This window comes from Mesorhizobium sp. CNPSo 4661 (assembly GCF_057784215.1).
Window position 1 is genome coordinate 1 of record NZ_JBWGIO010000018.1, and the last position, 15,485, is coordinate 15,485.

Sequence of the window (15,485 nt, forward strand, 5' to 3'; positions counted from 1 at the left end):
CCGGTGCTGGTCGGCGACCCCGAGCTTTGCAAGATGGCGAGCGACCGCCTGCTTGGCGTGCACGGCATCTACATCCAGCCGATCAACTACCCGACGGTGCCGCGCGGCACCGAGCGGCTGCGCATCACGCCGACGCCGTTCCATTCGGACGCGCTGATCGCCGAATTGCAGGACGCGCTGGTCGAGACCTGGGATGCGCTGGGCATCCCCTATGCCAGCTCCGGCCGTCCCGCCGTCGCCAAGACCGACCGGATCATTCCGCTCCTGGTGAACAAGGCAGGTGGGTGAAAACCACAGGACGCCGAACTTGATCCCCGCAACGCGTGTGGATCTCCGCAGACTTGAGAGCCAACGACGATGACCCACTCGGTTTCGCACGCTTCCATCCAACATGCCGCCGACCAGGCGCAGCAATGGGTGAACGAGCTCGCCAGAGATCTGAGCTGGAACGAGCAGAGCGCGTTCCGATTGTTGAAAGCGGTCCTGCACGCTTTGCGCGACTGGCTCTTCCGGAAGTCGCTCCGTCAATTGTGGCCGGAGAATTGACCTATGTTCCGCGATCGCCAGGAAGCCGGACAGATGCTCGCATTCGAGCTCGCCAAACTGACCCTGCAAGATCCGATAGTCATGGCTTTGCCGCGAGGCGGCGTTCCCGTCGCAGTTGAGGTGGCCAAGACCCTCCAGACGCGACTCGATCTGATCCTCGTCCGCAAAGTCGGAGCGCCGGGAAACCCCGAGCTGGCGGTCGCGGCCATCGTCGACGGGGATCCCCCGGACGTTGTTCTCAATCGGGAGATCGTTGAAACCTATGGGCTGGGCGACGATGCGCTCCGGGCGCGGATTGCGAAAGAGCGTCCGGAATTGGCGCGCCTCCGCATGGCGTATCGCGGCGGCGAGGCACCTTTGCCAGTCGACGGCAAAACCGTGATCATCGTTGACGACGGGGCTGCCACGGGCACGACAATGAAAGCTGCCATCAGGGCGCTGAAGCGACGCTCGCCGCGAAAGATCATCGCTGCGCTTCCGGTGTCGCCCCCAGATACCGCGACCGAGCTGGCTCAGGAAGCCGATCTGGTCATCTGCCTGAGTCAGCCGGCTCGTTTCCGCGCGCTGAGTTATTACTACATGAGCTTCCCACAGCTGACGGATCGGGATGTTCTGGATGCCATGAATATGGTCGCGCAGTCGGGACCAGTCGCTGGCAGCGGCAACGGAAAACAGCCCGCCGCGCGCTCCGCCAGAGCACGACGAGAGGCAGACACCAAGGAATAGGCGTCATGCACATTCGGACGCTTTCCTTGCAAGGGCGGGACACGCTCAAGCCGGCATCGATCGTGATCAATCGGTGCCGGTTGTCACGCTGGTCCGAGCGCCCTCCCCGCAACCCGGCATCGAAGCTTTGACCCTGATCAAGGCGAAGGAAGATATTGGCGGCAACAAAGTCGATGGGGGAAGAAGTGCAAAGCGAGGGATAAAGATGAAGGAACTGCCGCTTGCCGAAGTGTATCGGCTCATCGAGCCCGGTCCGGTCGTCCTGCTGACGACGAGGTCCAAGCGAGGCCGCGCGAATGTCATGGCTATGTCCTGGCACATGATGGTGCAAATTGCGCCGCCGACGATTGCCTGCATCGTGTCGAGCGGCGACTTCTCGTTGTTCGCCTTGCGTCAGACAAGGGAGTGCGTGATAGCAGTGCCTCCCGTGGGATTGGCGGACAAGGTCGTCAAGGTCGGCAATTGCTCTGGCCGCGACACGGACAAGTTCGCAACGGCCTGGCTGACACCGTTGCCCGCCGAGCGGGTGTCGGCGCCGCTGGTGGCCGAATGTTTCGCCAATCTCGAATGTCGCGTCGTCGATACGCGCATGGCCAACAGGTACAATCTATTCGTTCTGGAAGTCCTCAAAGCCTGGATCGATCCGGCACAACCGAAGCCGAAAACAATCCACCACGTTGGAAACGGTGCCTTTACGGTGGACGGCGAAGTGATCCATTTCGAGTCTCGGATACCTTGAGGGTCCGATGCCGCGACATTGATCCCCATCAAGGTCTGGTGCCCTGACCACGGGGTAGCGTCAGCTCACCGAAACCATTCAACGTGTGAAGGCGATTCGATGAGCTACAAATCCATTCTCCTGAACCTCGGCATCGATGGTTCAATCGAAGAGCTCACGCGGGTCGGTATCGAGCTTGCCAAGCGCTTTGACGCGCAGCTGATCGGTTTCTGCGCCGCCGACGCTCCGCTGCCCGTCACGATGGCACCCGAGGGTGCTGCCATCGCGGCGGAGCTGTGGGAGCAGGCGCGGGATGAAATCCGGCAAAGGCTGAATGATCGCCACTCCAAGTTCGACAGCCTCGTCGCCGGAGCAGTCACGACGGACTGGCGGCACACGGTCGAGAATCCAGATCATGCCCTCGCTAGAGCTTCTCTTCTCGCTGACCTCGTCGTCACGGGCGCTTCGCTCGGCGCATCCACAGGCGATGCATACCGTATGGCCGATCCGGGCAGTCTGATGCTTCGCGCCGGCAGACCTGTGCTGGTCGCCGCCAGGGGCGCTGCGAGCTTGCCGCTCGGCCAGGTCGTCGTCGCCTGGAAGGACACACGCGAGGCAAGACGCGCCGTGGCAGACGCGGTGCCACTGATGGCCATGGCCAATGAAGTCACCGTGGTTGCGGTCGATCGCAATCCGGCTGATTGGATCAGCGACGGCGTCAGGGACGTTGCCAGTTTCCTCGCCAGGCACGGCATCAAGGCGCGCACCGAAATCCTAAAGTCGGACGAAGAAGGAAATCGCCTCGTAGACTTCTTGGCGTCCGTCAAAGCGGATCTGGTCGTATCTGGTGCCTACGGTCATAGCCGAATGAGGGAATGGGTGTTTGGCGGGGTTACCCGTTCGCTCCTGGATGAGGTCTGGCTCAATCGGCTGATGTCGAGTTGAAGCCAGCTGAATGCATGCCGCTGAGATTCACTTGCGGAAGGGTGTGAGAACAGCGTTGGAGATGGCCGATCGACATGTCCTTGACTTGGATCGAGCAAAGGACGCCGTTCTGTCAGTCGGCCTGTTCGGAGGCTGCTACTTGGGGCAGAAGGCAGAGTGCAGCGCCTCTACGACCGTCAGCACTTCCGGTCTGGTGATGCGGTAGTGGATGGTCGTCCCGTCGCGGCGGGCTAGCCGGACGAAACCCGTCTGGATCGGGCTTTTGAGCAGGCGCGGCAGACGACGCAAACCAACGCGACACTTACCACGCAGGATGCCGATAACCACTTTCGCCACAGCGCTGTCATCGTGATCGCACCGACCGATGCCAAGGCAATGCATCGCGAGGACATTGCCCACGCCAGTGAGGAGCGCCAGGCGCTGATGGCCAAACAAACGGCCATGCTGGTGGATCTCGCGAATCAGAACACGCAGTTGACCGAAACCATCAAGGCTCTCACCGAGCGTGTCGAGGCATTGACGACCGAGCTTCACAGGCGATTGATCGACGCGGCGACCTGAAAGAAAGATCGCACGCTTTCCATTTGCGCCTGGCTTGGCAGAGCGTCGACTAAAGCATGTCTCCCGAAAGTGGGCCCGGTTTCGGGACAAAGACATGCTTAAAATCAAAAACTTAAAGCAGGTCGCGTGAATTCTTTTTCACGCGACCTGCTTTAGGTCGACGCCGAGTACCGGTCCAGATGGTCGGCCGTCTCACGTCCTCCCGCACGAAGACCCCGGATCGGGCGACCCGGGGTCTTTCGCGGAGGGGTTATTTGTTCAATTTCGCCTGCAGCGCGTTGACGTCATCCGTCGTCATCTCGCCGTCGGTCGTCACCTTGCCGTCGACGATCTTCCACAGCCGGAACGGCCCGGTGATGTCGCCATATTTGTCGAAGGAAACCGGGCCGATGACGCCTTCATAGCGGATCGGCTTGCCGTCCTTGATCAGGCCGAGTGCCTTGGCGAATTCCCCCTTGCCGGCATAGATCGGCGTGCCCGTCGGATCGACCGCCTTGTAGATGGCGTCCTTGATCTTGGCCGGCTCGTCGGAGCCGGCGATGGCGATGGCAAGCCCGACGATGGCGCCGGCATCGTAAGAGCGGTCGGCAGCCGGATTCGACGGCTCGATGCCGGAGAACTCCTTGTAGTTCTTGTTGAAATAGTCGGTCGACGGGGTCGGGCTGGTGCCGGAGGATGTGCCATAGGCATCCTTGAGATAGTCAGCCCCAACGGAATCGATGAAATCGGGGCTGTTCATGCCGTCATTGAGCAGGAACTTCTGCACGCCGCCCTGGGAGATCCAGGTGCGGGCGACGGTGGCGCCGTCGACCGGCGTGCTAACGAGATAGAGCCCGTCTGGTTCGCCGGCCATCGCCGCCGTCACTTCCGAGGCATAGCTCGACTGCTTCTCGTTGTAGGGCGTGTCGGAGACGATGGTGCCGCCGAGCGCTTTGTAGGCGCGCGAGAACTCGGCCACCATGTTGGCGCCGAAATCGTTGTTGACGTGGATGATCGACAGCTTCTTGAAACCCTTGTCGATAGCGTATTTGGCGGCGGCCACGCCCTGCAGCGCATCCGAGGTGATGGTGCGGAAGAAGATGCCGTTGGTCTTGCCGTCGCGGCCGAGCGCGGTCAGCGTCGGCGAGGAGGACGCGGGCGACACCTGCACGATCTTGGCCGGCGCGGTCACCGAGGTGAGGATCGGGATCGAGACTGAGGAGATGATGCCGCCGATGATCACAGGTACTTTCTTGACCTGCACGAGCTGGGTCGCGGCGTCGACCGCCACATTGCCCTGGCTCTGGCTGTCGCGCGTGTCGGTCGCGAGATCGCAGCCGCGCACGCCGCCGGCGGCATTGATGTCGCGAAAGGCCATCTCGACCGACTTGGCGCCGGCCTGGCCGTATTCGCCGGCCGGGCCGGTCAGCTCCATGACGAGGCCGACGGTGATCTTGCAATCGGCGGCCTGAGCCGCACCTGCCAGCGTGACGAGAGCAATCGCGCTGGTGAGTTTCAGTATCGTGTTTCTCATTGTTGTTCCCCTTGAGTTACTCGACAGTGGTTTGATCTCTTGAGCCTGTTTCAGCGTTCCGGCACCTGCAGCCAGGTCTCATGCAGATGTCGCCATTCGACGCCGTTGGGCGCCGATGAACTGGTGGTGAAGACGGCGCTCGACTGGCGGCGGCTGCGCTTGCCGTCGCGAAGCTGCGCCTCGACATAGAGGACGACGATCGTGTCGTCAGTCTGCCAGCCGGGCCGGATATCCTCTATCGAAATCGCAAGGCCGTCGTCGCAGGTGGCGCGGCTTTGCCTGACATGGTCGACGACGGCGTCGCGATCGAGGACCGCACCGCTCGGCGCGACCATGGTCAAGCCTTCGCCCATGACGGCTTCGAAACGTGCGAAGTCGACAGTGTCGGCGCGCGCGGCGACGAACCAGTCAACGAAGAAGCGGTGCAGGTCGACGATCTCGGTGCTGGCGCGGGAAAACAGCGAGGCCTCCTGGCTCATGGCGCTCATACCCGGCCAGCATTCAGATTGTAGTGCATGATCGAGCCGTGGCGGCCATAGCGGTCGCGCTCCAGCGTGTAGACGTCGCCTTCGAGACCTGGGCTTTGCGCGATCACCGCCCCGATCGCCGCCTTGTCTTCAAGGCTCAGTTGCACGTCCATGATTGCCGCGTTGGCAAGCGCATGCGCCTGGTTGCGGGCGCCCACGATGACGGCCGCGACCTGAGGCTGTTGCAGCACCCAGGCGCTGGCGATGGTGGCGATGTCGACGCCGTGGCGGTCGCCGACCACCTTCAATACGCGTAGCAATTGCTGGAAGAGATCCCAGCCGCCGAAATCGTCGATGATCAGCTTGTATTTGACCAGCGAACGGTTTTCGAGCGGCGTCGCCGGTTCGGCAGCGCCAAGCCATCGATCGCTGAGGAAGCCGCCGGCGACGGAACCGTAGCAGAGGAAGCTGACGTCGTTCCTGGCGGCAAGAGCTGCAAGGCTGCCCGCCGGCCGCTGGTCGAGCACGGAATATTGCAACTGCTGACTGACCAGCGGAATGCCCGCCGCGAGAATCTCGGCGAGCCGCGGCGTGTCGAAATTGGTGGCGCCGAGATTGCGAACCTTGCCCTCGCGGCGCAGTTCGTCGAGCCAGGCCATAGCCTCGACATAGCGAGGTTGCGCATAGTCCCACCAGTGGAACTGCACGAGGTCGATGCGCTCGGTCTTCAGCCTGCGCAGCGACTGGTCGACGATTCCCCTGATATAGTCGCGGCTGATGCCGGCCAGCCGCTCGAGGTCGGGCACCAGCTTGGTGTGCACCTTCATCCTGGCGGCGGCATCGAGGCCGCGTTCGTTGGCAAGCCGCAGACGCGTGGCGCCGATCAGTTCCTCGACGCCGGTGTAGATGTCGGCGCAGTCATAGGTGAAGATGCCGGCGTCGAACGTGGCGATAAGATCGGCCACCGCCTGCTCACGGTCTATCGCGCCATGGCCGCCGGCCAGTTGCCAGCCGCCGCGAATGACGCGCGAGATGGTGTAGCCCGAGGCGAGTTCGAAAGTCTTGGCGGTCATTTATGCTCCGTCTTCCCGGGCAACGGCACCGCCGTCGTTTCGGCATGACTGAACCGCCGCTTGGCCACCCTGACGATCCTGAGCCGGCTGGCGCAGTTGGGATCGGGACAGGCGATCTCGGCGTCAGACGTCATCCAGTCGTTGGCGTGCGTCGGCCGCTGCTTGGCCGCCAGCAGCGGAAGCACGGCGGCAATCGAATAGATCGAAAAGCCCTGCCCCGCCGGCAGCGACAGCATCTCGCCCTTCAGTTCGAAATAGTCGCCGGTCTTGGCGCCGCAATAGATCGGCTTGCCCTCGGGGATGACTGCCTCGACGCGAAGGTCGAAGAGCTCGAAACTGTCGTCGCGCTCGGCCATTTTTCAGGTCTCCACTCGCGTGAAGGTGACGTCGCAGGCGCCATTGCGGCGGATGACGCCGCAGCCGGCGGCGAACTGTTCCCGCTGCTCCGGCAGCACCTGTGCTACGACGCTTCCAGCGAGCCACCCAATCGGAAACAAGAGCCGCGCGCCCTGCCCGTAGAACAGGCCGATGTCGAAGATCGCGTCAGGATTGCCGCCCCACATGCGGGGCGGCACATAAGAGAGCACGATGTCGCCGGGCTGAGGCGTCAGTGTCGCATTCTCGGCCGGCAACGGCTGGGCATAGAGCTGGCCCTCCAGATGCGACGGCGGCACCGGACAGGAGATTTCAGGACCGGTCCACATCGCGTGGATGCCGGCGACCACGCGCGGCTCCTCCAGATAGCTCCAGAGAAAGGCAGCATTGCCCGGCGCCTTTTCCGGCAGCAGCAGCGCCGTCGCCGACAGGCCCGAACGCGGCTCGGTGATTTTTATGGCTCGCTTCGTCATGTCACTCCGTTCGGGCCTTGGATTGCAGCTTGTCGCGAAGGAAGGCAAAGGGCCGACTGATGTCGGCCACCAGTGCTTCGCGCGCGGCCTGTGCATTCTGCGCCGCAAGCGCGGCGACGATGCTGCGATGGTAATGCGCGGTGTCCACTTCGCCGGCTTCGGAAAAGGCGTAGATGGCGACGCGAATGCATGGGCCGGATTGCAGCCAGAGACTCTCTATCATCGGTATCAGCACTGCAGACCCGCAGGCACGGTAGATTTCGAAGTGAAAGCTCTGGTTGAGCGTAACCTCGCGGTCGACATCCTTCTTGTGCTTCAGCGCCCGGACCTCGTCCCATTCGCGCAGCAGGGCCTCGACGGTCGCGATTCCACGCGGCCCCATCCGCGTTGCCGCGAGCGAGATCGCCTCCCCCTCGATCAGGATGCGCACGCGCAGCAGGTCGTCGATCCGCTCCAGCGTGATAGGCGGCACGCGCACCGAGCGGTTGGGCAGCGCCTCGAGCGCTTTTTCCGTGATCAGCCGTCCGAGCGCCTCGCGCACCGGCATGGTCGAGGTGACCAGCGCATCGGCAAGTCCGCGAATGGTCAGCACCTGGCTTGGTTCGAACAGGCCGCCAATCAGAGCGCGGCGCAGCTCCGAATAGACGCGATCCTGCACAGTCTCGCGGCCGACCGGCGCAAGTTGCGCGGCGAAAGCGTCATTGTTCCGCTCCACGGCTGCCTTGTGCATGCGCTCCCGACTCCAGCCTTTTGGCCGACCTGCCTGTTTTCGGCTTGCGGAGAAAATTAAAGCTGATTAGCGTGATCAAAGCAAGTGTGATCACATATCAAAATCAGGAACGATAAACGCTTCCGGCCCGAGGGACTGATGGGTGAGACAGTGAAACGGCACGGGCCTGGAACTCAGGAGCCGGTGCTGGCGGCAAAAAACGTCGTCAGGCGCTTCGGCGGGCTCGTCGCCGTGAACGATGTCTCGTTCGATGTCCGCCCTGGCGAGATTCTGGGGCTGATCGGCCCGAACGGCGCGGGGAAGACGACAATGTTCGACCTGCTTGCCGGCAGCATCCTGCCATCCAGCGGAGAGATCTATCTGGGCGGTCTGCCCGTTTCCGGCGAGGCCGCGCACCGCCGCATCGGACGAGGCCTCGGCCGCACGTTCCAGATCCCACGGCCGCTTCCCAACCTGACGCTGATCGAGAACGTCATGCTTGCCGCGCAAGGGCAGACCGGCGAACGGCTGCTTGCCAATTTCCTCACGCCGTGGCGGGTCGCCGCCGAGGAGAAAGCCGCTAAGAAGAAAGCCGCCGAGCTGCTGGAGCTCGTCTCGCTGACCCGTCTGGCGTACGAGCCGGCTCGGGTGCTTTCCGGCGGCCAGCGCAAGTTGCTTGAGCTCGCCCGTGTGATGATGGCCGATCCGGCGATCATCCTGCTCGACGAGCCGGCTGCCGGCGTCAACGCGACACTGCTCGAAGTCATCATCGACCGTATCCGCGATATCAACGAGAGTGGCATTACCTTCCTGTTGATCGAGCACAACATCGACATGGTGACGCGGCTTTGCCACCGCGTTCTGGTGATGGCGAGCGGCGAACTCCTGTGCGAGGGCACCGCCGACGAGGTGGCGCGCGACCCACGCGTCATCGAGGCCTATCTCGGGGGTGTGGCATGACCGAACCCGTGCTTGACGTCAGCGATCTCGAGGCCGGCTACGAGCCCGGCGTGCCGATCGTGCGCGGCGCCTCGATCACCGTCAACAAGGGCGAGATCGTCGTCGTCCTCGGCCCGAACGGCGCCGGCAAGTCGAGCCTGATCAAGGCCATCGCCGGCCTTGTCCCGATCAGCCGGGGCAAGGTGCTGCTCGATGGCAGGGACATCACCACGGCGCCCGCCCACACCATGGTCCGCCTCGGCCTTGCCTTCGTGCCGCAGACCGAAAACGTCTTTCCGCGGATGTCGGTGGAGGACAATCTGAAGGTCGCCTGCGGGATCCTCGAACGACGCCAGGCGCCCGCCCGCATCGACGAAATGTACGCAGCCTTTCCCGACCTTCTGCGCCAGCGGTTGACCCCTGCCGGCAACCTCTCGGGCGGACAGCGGCAGATGCTCGCGGCGGCGCGGGCGCTGATTGTCCATCCCAAGGTGCTGGTGCTGGACGAGCCCTCGGCCGGGCTGTCGCCGAAATTCGTGTCGACGGTGTTCGAGATGCTTTCGGCCATTCGCAAGTCCGGCGTCACCATCCTGCTGGTCGAGCAGAACGCCAAGGCAGCGCTCGCCATCGGTGATCGCGCCTATGTGCTGGTCGAAGGCAAGGAACGGCACGAGGGGGCTGCCTCGACGCTGTGGAACGATCCAGTCGTCGCGGAGCTCTATCTCGGCCAGCGGCCGCTTCACAAGGACAGCGCAAGACGCACCGAGACGGGAGGCGCGGCATGAGCCTGCAATTCGTCGTCGACGGGCTGCTCACCGGTTCGATGATCGGACTTGGCGCCATCGGCGTGACGCTGACCTATTCCATCCTGCGCTTCTCCAACTTCGCCCATGGCGATTTCATGGCCTGGGGCACCTATGCGACCTTGGCCGTCGTCGGCGCCATTGCCGCCATGTTCGGCAAGGTGGCGCCGATCGCGCCCTTGTCCTTCGGCTGGCCGCTCATCGTTGCGCTGGTCGCCGGCATGGCATTTACGGCCCTGCTAGCGCTGCTGCTCGACAAGGTGCTGTTTTCGCGACTGCGCAAGCAGGAGCAGGCGATCATCGTGGTGATGGGAAGTTTCGGCGCCTCGATGGCTCTCAGAAGCCTGCTCGAATTCATCTTCACCTCGCGCCCAACCTATTTCAGCCGTGCCATCCAGATCGCGATGCCGGTCGGCTTCGGCATCCGCATCACCCCCGATCAGATCGCACTGCTGCTGCTGACCGCCGTGCTTGTGCTTGGCGTGCACCTTTTGACGACACGCACCCAGACCGGCCGCTCCATGCAGGCGATGAGCCAGAACCCGGCGCTAGCCCGCATCGCCGGTATCGACGTCGCCAGCGTCGTGCGTGTCACCTGGGGCATCGGTGCCGCACTCGCCTGCGTCGCCGGCGTGATGATCGGCGTCCTGGTGCAGATCCGCCCGCTGATGGGCTTCGACATGCTGCTGCCGATGTTCGCCGCCGCCATTCTTGGCGGCATCGGCAGCATTCCGGGCGCCGTGCTCGGCGGCCTGATCATCGGCCTCGCCGAAGCCTGCGCGGTACAGTTGATCGGCGCTGAGTGGCGCGCCGCCGTTTCTTTCATCATCCTGATGGCAGTGCTGATCGTGCGCCCCATCGGGCTCTTCGGGGTGCGCGAAAGATGATCGATCTGGTGGGCTACGGCGCCTTCTTCCTGACGACGGCATTGATCTTCTCGCTGATCACGCTGGGCCTCAACCTGCAATGGGGGCTGACCGGCCTGTTCAATGTCGGCCTCGCCGGCTTCGTCGCCATCGGAGCCTACACCTCGGCGCTACTCACCACGCCCGACGACCCCGCGCGGCTGGGCGGCTTCGGCCTGCCGATCCTCATCGGCTGGCTGGGGGCGATGCTCGTTGGTGGGGTTGCCGCGGCGCTAACCGGCATCGCCACGCTGCGGCTCAGATCGGATTATCTGGCTATCACGACTTTCGGCGTCGCGGTCGTCGTCCAACTGGTCGCGCTCAACGCGCAGAAGCTCACGGGTGGTCCCTTCGGCATCGGCTTCATCCCGCGACCCTTCGGCGACCTCGCCGAAACGCCGTTGCTCTTCAACCTGTCGAATCTGGCTATCATCTCGGCCGTGACGCTCGCCGCATATCTGGCCCTCGAACATCTGACGCGCAGTCCGTGGGGCCGCGTCCTGAAAGCCCTGCGCGAAGACGAACGCGCCGCAATCTCGCTCGGCAAGAGCGCGCGCTTCTATCGTGTCCAGGCCTTTGCCGTCGGCGGCGCGATCATGGCGCTTGCCGGCGCGCTCCAGGCGCATTTCATCGGCTTCATCGCGCCCGACAATTACCTGTCGATCCTCACTTTCCAAGTCTGGGTGATGCTGATTGTCGGCGGCTCCGGGAGCAATGCCGGCGCCGTTGCAGGCAGCGTGCTGGTCTGGGCGATATGGGCAGGCTCGGGCGCGCTCACCAGCGTGATCTTCGCGCCGGAGCAACAGGCACGAGCCGCATCTCTGCAAATCGTCGCCATCGGCGTTATGCTGTGCGTCATCCTGCTGGTTCGGCCAAACGGCCTGTTCGGTCAACGGCCAGGGCAGGTTCGTTTCGGCAAAAAGGCGAAGGTCATCGCCGGCGAGAGCGGGTCCTGAACGCAATGGCGCGGCAGGAGGCGCTTTCCCTGTGGCACGCGGTCAGCCGCGATCGCCATCCCCGGCCAATGCTGGAAGACAGGCTCGATGTCGACCTTGCCATTGTCGGCGGCGGTTTCACCGGCCTGTCGAGCGCGCTGCATGCCGCCGGCAAAGGCCTTTCGGTTGCTGTCCTCGAAGCCGAAATCATCGCCTGGGGCGCGACCGGCCGCAACGCAGGCTTCGTCGTGCCGAACTTCGCCAAGATGGATCCAGACGCCATAGTGGCGCATCTCGGCGCGCAGCTCGGCGAGCGGCTGATCGGGTTCGCCGCAGGCAGCGCCGACCTCGTGTTCAACCTGATCGAGCGCCATGGCATCGCCTGCGACGCCGTGCAGAACGGCTGGATACAGGCGGCGCACTCACAGGCTGCTCTCGGAACAATACAATCCCGCGCCAGGCAGTGGGAGGAGCGCGGCAGGCCGGCGGTGATGCTGGACAGTCAGCAGACCGAAGCGTTGACCGGCGCGCGAGGCTATGCCGGCGGATGGATGGATCGCTCTGGCGGCGTGCTCAATCCGGTTGAATTCGCGCGCGGCCTGGCCGATGCGGCCGAAAAAGCCGGCGCGCGGATTTTCGAGCGCGCGCGCGTCACCTCGATCGACCGTGCGTCCGATGGCTGGACGCTGACGACGCCGTCGGGTCCAGTCCGTGCCGGCAAGGTGCTGATCGCCACCAACGCCTATGGCGGAGCGCTCAACCCGACACTTCAGCGGACCTATTTTCCGCTGAAGGTTTTCCAGATCGCGACACAGCCCCTGCCGTCGAAGATGCGTCAGCGCTTGCTGCCTGGAGGGCAGGGTTTCTCCGACACCCGACGCAATCTCATCACCTTCCGCTTCGATGCCCGAAATCGGCTGATCAGCGGCGGCATGCATGTGGTGGGCGCGGGCGCCGACACGCGAGTGCCACAGACAATCTGGCGAAGACTAGCGCGGTGTCTGGAGCTGCCTGACTTGCCGCCGCTCGAGTATAGCTGGTCGGGGATCGCCGCCGTCGAACCGGATTTTCTGCCGCATCTGATCGACCTCGGCCCAGGTCTGATGGCGGCCCGCGCCTGCAATGGGCGCGGCATTGCCATGACCACGGCCATGGGCAAGGTGCTGGCCGACTGGGCGGCTGGGACAGAAGGCCGCGACCTACCGCTGCCATTCGCGCCGCCGGCGCCGATCCCGTTCCACAGCCTGTTGCGCTACGCGCCCAACATACTGCTGCCTTGGAGCATGTTGCGCGACCGGCTGGATCAGGCTGGTTAGGGCAGGTTCCGACCAAAAGATCGCTGGATTGTGTTTCAGGGCCAAATTCAAACCATCGCCTCATTTCGACAGATGGAAAGGCAGATGGTCCGCGATACCTCGAAGGACGGACAGTGAGGGAAATCGGCTCGCAGCGAAGGTCAGGCTGAAAGCCGGTCCAAGTTGGAGCCGGCTCTTTATGTCTGTCCGATGACCGTTATTGGGCGGCTTGTTTCTGACGACTAACGTCCACTTGGCGGCGCAAAGCAGCCGTTCGCTTCGCGGAAAACGTACGTCGACAACTGGGCAACCATACCGTTCCCTGGTCTTTTGTAGATCCAAGACAGGCCAACTCGTGGAAAATATCAAAGCGTTTCCGAATGTACGAAAACACAATAGCGCTCTCGCGATTCGGCTCAGGCGGCCGACGAGACCATTTCTCTGGATCATCTGCAGCGTCAGGCGGATGCAGCACCCTACCTGGCCAAGCAGGCCGGCCGCAACCGGGTGGTGCCTCACAGACCGGAGTCTGTCGCGCCAAAATATTCGGTCGACACGATGATACCTCGATTAGGCCGCGGGCGCGTAAATCCGCGCGGCGTTAACCACGACAGCATCCAGTAGCGAACTCCCGCGCCGGTTTCCCGTTTCTGAACCATGGAAGGTCGCGGAAAAGCTGGATTCCATTACCGTTCTGAAACATCTGGCACACGGATCGGGGAACGTACCTGCGAGCTTTGTTGGCCGCACTTGGCGGCGCGCCAAGATAGCTTGCCTGAAACGCTTTTATGGCACCGGCCGGAGCTCGATCGTAAGAAGCAGCATGAAACCATCGGTCGAGCCGGCAGACCGCGTCAGCGACCTCATCAAATCCATCCGTAACGGGCGATTGGAAGGCAGCGGAGACTGCAAACCACAATCCTCGTCTCGAGAGAACCTTACGAGTCCGTAAGGTCGTTTTCCATAAGCCGCAGTCACCGGCTTAGGTTCCTCGGGTGATCTTATCCAACCCTAGCCGTATGCGCTGGCCTTCCGCGAAAGCCAACGCATACGATTCCAGTTCGAATGAGCGGGTGAGTTCTTGCTGGTCTTCCACCACGAGGACGAGCCATTCGTCGCTGGCTTTCACCACCTCGACGCGAGCTGACATCTTGGGTCTTATCGGAATGACGTTATCCATCGCATGCTTCCCGAGAAAGCAATGGGAACGTCATGTTTTATAAGTCGGGAAAATTGGGCATTTCAACTGAATTTTTCGTGCGTGTGCTGCGCAATGAAAGAGCCCGCTCTTCTGGCGTGGGGCGGGCTCTTTGTCGGGACCTCCTAAGGAAAGCCGGCGTCTCCCATCTTTGCGGTGAAAGGCGACAATCCATCCCGACGCGGCGCGCTCTAGGTTGGAGAGAAGATGCGCCGTCCAATGAATCAACATGAGCTGAGAACAAAGGTTCCGACCCCATCAGCTCACTCATGCAGAATCGCTAAAATAGCTTGTGCAAATGACTCCTTTGAGGTCGCCGAGTTCGGCCTGTCGGTTCATTCTGATCGCGCGGCGAACTCCGATTCGCCGGGCCGGCGCCAGGACACTCTCCCAACAGGCAACAGGCGCCGGTCACCTATCAAGGGCTCTCCGGCGCGGCAGCCCTCATTGGCCGGTTGCTTGAAGCTGGAAGTCCCGCATCCAATATCTTCCGAATGGCGCAGCGAGCGCTATTCGACACGTTGTGGATGTTTGCTTCTAATGCATGTCGCGCAAAAGTGACCTCGGTTTTGCGGCAACGACATGCATCAAACAAAGGACCTAAAGCGCGTCGCCTGAATCCGTTTCAGCGCGACGCGCTTTAGCCGCCGCAGAGCGGCCGAAACTAAGCGGAGGAAAGTATGGCAGACATTTTTGAACCGCCGGTGCTGGTGGACGACCCATCTTTCGGCATGAGGGCGATCCGGAATGCGATGGACGCGATCGAGTTCCTCGAAGAGTGGCCTTTCGAACAACGAAGCAAGCTGCATGCATGCGCCTGCGAGGCCTGCTACGCCGCGTATGATGGACGCGGTGAGGCCGACGTGGCTCGGAAAGCGTTTATTGCATGGGCACGCTGGGCGGGCATCCGCGCCTGTGGATCGGCGATGTTCGATGGGGTGGAACGGAGCGGCGTCGTCGAATTGTTCTGAGAAAGACCTCGGCCTCAAACAGCCACTCCTGTTTGGGCCCGGCTGGGCAGGATAATCCGGCAGCACGTAAGTCGTGCCCTCGGCAATACCGAGATAGCCCTTATCTATTTCGATGCCGATAAAATAAAAGGGACCTGCTTCACAAGCCACCACCGGACCTGCCCGAGCCCATGACAGAGTCTAGCGACGTCCCTCCCCGACAGGAGGGTGAGGCGAGGCAAAGCGCTACCCCCGGCCCCAGAACTGGCGGAGGATCACCTCCTACTGATCCATGGGACTTTAGTCCAATGGCTTCGCGCATTGGTCTCAATCGACCTTCGCAGTGAAACATCA

General features: G+C 62.7%; 20 protein-coding genes and 1 pseudogene. 13 read left to right on the forward strand and 8 right to left on the reverse strand.

Translation table 11 applies throughout. The features are described 5' to 3' along the window. From AC0YKC_RS25385 to AC0YKC_RS25405, 5 genes are all read left to right on the forward strand, one after another. Nucleotides 1-288 (forward strand): aminotransferase class I/II-fold pyridoxal phosphate-dependent enzyme (locus tag AC0YKC_RS25385; RefSeq protein ID WP_488513068.1); only part of this gene is annotated, 288 nt, incomplete at its 5' end. Between the two features lie 69 nt (nucleotides 289-357). Beyond that, a complete protein-coding gene (locus AC0YKC_RS25390; protein ID WP_488513069.1) occupies nucleotides 358-546 on the forward strand; it encodes a hypothetical protein in 189 nt (62 codons plus the stop codon). 3 nt (nucleotides 547-549) lie between these two features. Beyond that, nucleotides 550-1,272 carry a phosphoribosyltransferase gene (locus AC0YKC_RS25395; protein WP_488513070.1) on the forward strand — a complete coding sequence of 241 codons (723 nt, stop codon included), beginning with the start codon at nucleotides 550-552 and terminating at the stop codon, nucleotides 1,270-1,272. Nucleotides 1,273-1,477: 205 nt separating this feature from the next. After that, nucleotides 1,478-2,011 carry a flavin reductase family protein gene (locus AC0YKC_RS25400; protein WP_320293781.1) on the forward strand — a complete coding sequence of 178 codons (534 nt, stop codon included), beginning with the start codon at nucleotides 1,478-1,480 and terminating at the stop codon, nucleotides 2,009-2,011. 99 nt (nucleotides 2,012-2,110) lie between these two features. Further along, entirely contained in the window at nucleotides 2,111-2,935 is an 825-nt protein-coding gene (locus tag AC0YKC_RS25405) for a universal stress protein (protein ID WP_488513071.1), read from the forward strand. A 135-nt stretch (nucleotides 2,936-3,070) separates the two neighbouring features. On the opposite strand, the gene AC0YKC_RS25410 is transcribed toward AC0YKC_RS25405, so the two are convergent. Then, entirely contained in the window at nucleotides 3,071-3,223 is a 153-nt protein-coding gene (locus AC0YKC_RS25410) for a hypothetical protein (protein WP_488513072.1), read from the reverse strand. A 60-nt stretch (nucleotides 3,224-3,283) separates the two neighbouring features. Here AC0YKC_RS25410 and AC0YKC_RS25415 point away from each other — a divergent pair, with 60 nt between their 5' ends. Next, on the forward strand, nucleotides 3,284-3,496 hold the full coding sequence (locus AC0YKC_RS25415; RefSeq protein ID WP_488513073.1) for a hypothetical protein: 213 nt from the start codon (nucleotides 3,284-3,286) through the stop codon (nucleotides 3,494-3,496). A 250-nt stretch (nucleotides 3,497-3,746) separates the two neighbouring features. Here the strand turns inward: AC0YKC_RS25415 and AC0YKC_RS25420 are convergent, their stop codons facing one another. From AC0YKC_RS25420 to AC0YKC_RS25445, 6 genes are read right to left on the reverse strand one after another with little or no spacing between them, the layout of a single operon-like run. Beyond that, nucleotides 3,747-5,009, reverse strand: a complete 1,263-nt coding sequence (locus AC0YKC_RS25420; protein WP_488513074.1) for an ABC transporter substrate-binding protein — start codon at nucleotides 5,007-5,009, stop codon at nucleotides 3,747-3,749. 50 nt (nucleotides 5,010-5,059) lie between these two features. Beyond that, a complete protein-coding gene (locus tag AC0YKC_RS25425) occupies nucleotides 5,060-5,488 on the reverse strand; it encodes a DUF4440 domain-containing protein (RefSeq protein WP_488513075.1) in 429 nt (142 codons plus the stop codon). A 5-nt stretch (nucleotides 5,489-5,493) separates the two neighbouring features. Beyond that, the gene (locus AC0YKC_RS25430) at nucleotides 5,494-6,549 is read right to left on the reverse strand and encodes an aldo/keto reductase (RefSeq protein ID WP_434723570.1); all 1,056 of its coding nucleotides are present in this window, start codon (nucleotides 6,547-6,549) and stop codon (nucleotides 5,494-5,496) included. Then, entirely contained in the window at nucleotides 6,546-6,905 is a 360-nt protein-coding gene (locus AC0YKC_RS25435) for a TIGR04076 family protein (protein WP_434723571.1), read from the reverse strand. Before AC0YKC_RS25435 ends, AC0YKC_RS25430 begins: the two co-directional genes overlap by 4 nt. A gap of 3 nt (nucleotides 6,906-6,908) precedes the next feature. Beyond that, nucleotides 6,909-7,397 (reverse strand): DUF3830 family protein, encoded by a 489-nt coding sequence (locus tag AC0YKC_RS25440; RefSeq protein WP_488513076.1) that lies wholly within the window; start codon nucleotides 7,395-7,397, stop codon nucleotides 6,909-6,911. A 1-nt stretch (nucleotide 7,398) separates the two neighbouring features. Then, nucleotides 7,399-8,127, reverse strand: a complete 729-nt coding sequence (locus AC0YKC_RS25445) for a GntR family transcriptional regulator (RefSeq protein ID WP_320293743.1) — start codon at nucleotides 8,125-8,127, stop codon at nucleotides 7,399-7,401. A 138-nt stretch (nucleotides 8,128-8,265) separates the two neighbouring features. Here AC0YKC_RS25445 and AC0YKC_RS25450 point away from each other — a divergent pair, with 138 nt between their 5' ends. From AC0YKC_RS25450 to AC0YKC_RS25475, 6 genes and pseudogenes are all read left to right on the forward strand, one after another. Further along, nucleotides 8,266-9,066 (forward strand): ABC transporter ATP-binding protein, encoded by an 801-nt coding sequence (locus AC0YKC_RS25450; protein ID WP_320293742.1) that lies wholly within the window; start codon nucleotides 8,266-8,268, stop codon nucleotides 9,064-9,066. After that, the gene (locus AC0YKC_RS25455; protein WP_488513077.1) at nucleotides 9,063-9,830 is read left to right on the forward strand and encodes a branched-chain amino acid ABC transporter ATP-binding protein; all 768 of its coding nucleotides are present in this window, start codon (nucleotides 9,063-9,065) and stop codon (nucleotides 9,828-9,830) included. The genes AC0YKC_RS25450 and AC0YKC_RS25455 overlap by 4 nt, the downstream gene beginning before the upstream one ends. Then, nucleotides 9,827-10,735, forward strand: coding sequence for a branched-chain amino acid ABC transporter permease (locus AC0YKC_RS25460; protein WP_488513079.1), 909 nt, complete (start codon nucleotides 9,827-9,829; stop codon nucleotides 10,733-10,735). The genes AC0YKC_RS25455 and AC0YKC_RS25460 overlap by 4 nt, the downstream gene beginning before the upstream one ends. Continuing rightward, complete coding sequence (locus AC0YKC_RS25465) at nucleotides 10,732-11,709, forward strand: branched-chain amino acid ABC transporter permease (protein WP_434723576.1); 978 nt, start codon at nucleotides 10,732-10,734, stop codon at nucleotides 11,707-11,709. Before AC0YKC_RS25460 ends, AC0YKC_RS25465 begins: the two co-directional genes overlap by 4 nt. After that, entirely contained in the window at nucleotides 11,706-13,004 is a 1,299-nt protein-coding gene (locus tag AC0YKC_RS25470) for an NAD(P)/FAD-dependent oxidoreductase (RefSeq protein ID WP_488513160.1), read from the forward strand. Before AC0YKC_RS25465 ends, AC0YKC_RS25470 begins: the two co-directional genes overlap by 4 nt. Before the next feature lie 423 nt (nucleotides 13,005-13,427). Further along, nucleotides 13,428-13,607 (forward strand): annotated as a pseudogene (locus AC0YKC_RS25475) (hypothetical protein); the annotation flags it as partial. A 358-nt stretch (nucleotides 13,608-13,965) separates the two neighbouring features. Here AC0YKC_RS25475 and AC0YKC_RS25480 read toward each other — a convergent pair. Continuing rightward, nucleotides 13,966-14,163, reverse strand: a complete 198-nt coding sequence (locus AC0YKC_RS25480) for a hypothetical protein (protein ID WP_320293737.1) — start codon at nucleotides 14,161-14,163, stop codon at nucleotides 13,966-13,968. 698 nt (nucleotides 14,164-14,861) lie between these two features. Between AC0YKC_RS25480 and AC0YKC_RS25485 the strand changes: the two genes are divergently transcribed. Next, nucleotides 14,862-15,152 (forward strand): DUF982 domain-containing protein, encoded by a 291-nt coding sequence (locus AC0YKC_RS25485; protein WP_488513080.1) that lies wholly within the window; start codon nucleotides 14,862-14,864, stop codon nucleotides 15,150-15,152. Nucleotides 15,153-15,485 lie beyond the last annotated feature (333 nt).

Coding starts and splice junctions, on each gene's coding strand:
- AC0YKC_RS25460 (WP_488513079.1), top strand. CDS start 9,827: ATGAGCCTGCAATTCGTCGTCGACGGGCTGCTCACCGGTTCGATGATC.
- AC0YKC_RS25465 (WP_434723576.1), top strand. CDS start 10,732: ATGATCGATCTGGTGGGCTACGGCGCCTTCTTCCTGACGACGGCATTG.
- AC0YKC_RS25435 (WP_434723571.1), bottom strand. CDS start 6,905: ATGGCCGAGCGCGACGACAGTTTCGAGCTCTTCGACCTTCGCGTCGAG.
- AC0YKC_RS25485 (WP_488513080.1), top strand. CDS start 14,862: ATGGCAGACATTTTTGAACCGCCGGTGCTGGTGGACGACCCATCTTTC.
- AC0YKC_RS25390 (WP_488513069.1), top strand. CDS start 358: ATGACCCACTCGGTTTCGCACGCTTCCATCCAACATGCCGCCGACCAG.
- AC0YKC_RS25445 (WP_320293743.1), bottom strand. CDS start 8,127: ATGCACAAGGCAGCCGTGGAGCGGAACAATGACGCTTTCGCCGCGCAA.
- AC0YKC_RS25405 (WP_488513071.1), top strand. CDS start 2,111: ATGAGCTACAAATCCATTCTCCTGAACCTCGGCATCGATGGTTCAATC.
- AC0YKC_RS25430 (WP_434723570.1), bottom strand. CDS start 6,549: ATGACCGCCAAGACTTTCGAACTCGCCTCGGGCTACACCATCTCGCGC.
- AC0YKC_RS25480 (WP_320293737.1), bottom strand. CDS start 14,163: ATGGATAACGTCATTCCGATAAGACCCAAGATGTCAGCTCGCGTCGAG.
- AC0YKC_RS25395 (WP_488513070.1), top strand. CDS start 550: ATGTTCCGCGATCGCCAGGAAGCCGGACAGATGCTCGCATTCGAGCTC.
- AC0YKC_RS25400 (WP_320293781.1), top strand. CDS start 1,478: ATGAAGGAACTGCCGCTTGCCGAAGTGTATCGGCTCATCGAGCCCGGT.
- AC0YKC_RS25455 (WP_488513077.1), top strand. CDS start 9,063: ATGACCGAACCCGTGCTTGACGTCAGCGATCTCGAGGCCGGCTACGAG.
- AC0YKC_RS25425 (WP_488513075.1), bottom strand. CDS start 5,488: ATGAGCCAGGAGGCCTCGCTGTTTTCCCGCGCCAGCACCGAGATCGTC.
- AC0YKC_RS25420 (WP_488513074.1), bottom strand. CDS start 5,009: ATGAGAAACACGATACTGAAACTCACCAGCGCGATTGCTCTCGTCACG.
- AC0YKC_RS25450 (WP_320293742.1), top strand. CDS start 8,266: ATGGGTGAGACAGTGAAACGGCACGGGCCTGGAACTCAGGAGCCGGTG.
- AC0YKC_RS25440 (WP_488513076.1), bottom strand. CDS start 7,397: ATGACGAAGCGAGCCATAAAAATCACCGAGCCGCGTTCGGGCCTGTCG.